At 71.3% G+C, this 244-nt stretch carries 1 pseudogene; it reads left to right on the top strand.

The features are described from left to right. A pseudogene (locus L6Q67_RS24525) lies at positions 1-244 on the top strand (TonB-dependent receptor); the annotation flags it as partial.

Genomic DNA, 244 nt, shown 5'->3' with positions numbered 1-244 from the left:
CCTGCGCCCGAGCTGACCCTGGGGCTTGGCCAGGCGGCCGAACGTGGCTTCTGGTGGCGCGCGCAATTGCGCGCGGTCGCCGAGCAGGACCGCATCGCGACCCGGTTCTCCAACGGCACCGAAAACCCCACCGCCGGCTTCGTCACCGCCGACGCCGAGTTCGGCTGGCGCTTCGGCAAGCTCGGCGCCTTCGAATCCGCCGGGCTGGCCGTGCAGCTGAGCAACCTCGCCGACAAGCGCTATC

The sequence above is a fragment of the Zoogloea sp. genome (assembly GCF_023150065.1).
In the GTDB taxonomy this organism is placed as follows: domain Bacteria; phylum Pseudomonadota; class Gammaproteobacteria; order Burkholderiales; family Rhodocyclaceae; genus Zoogloea.
This window is presented reverse-complemented; position numbering and strand designations above follow the sequence as displayed.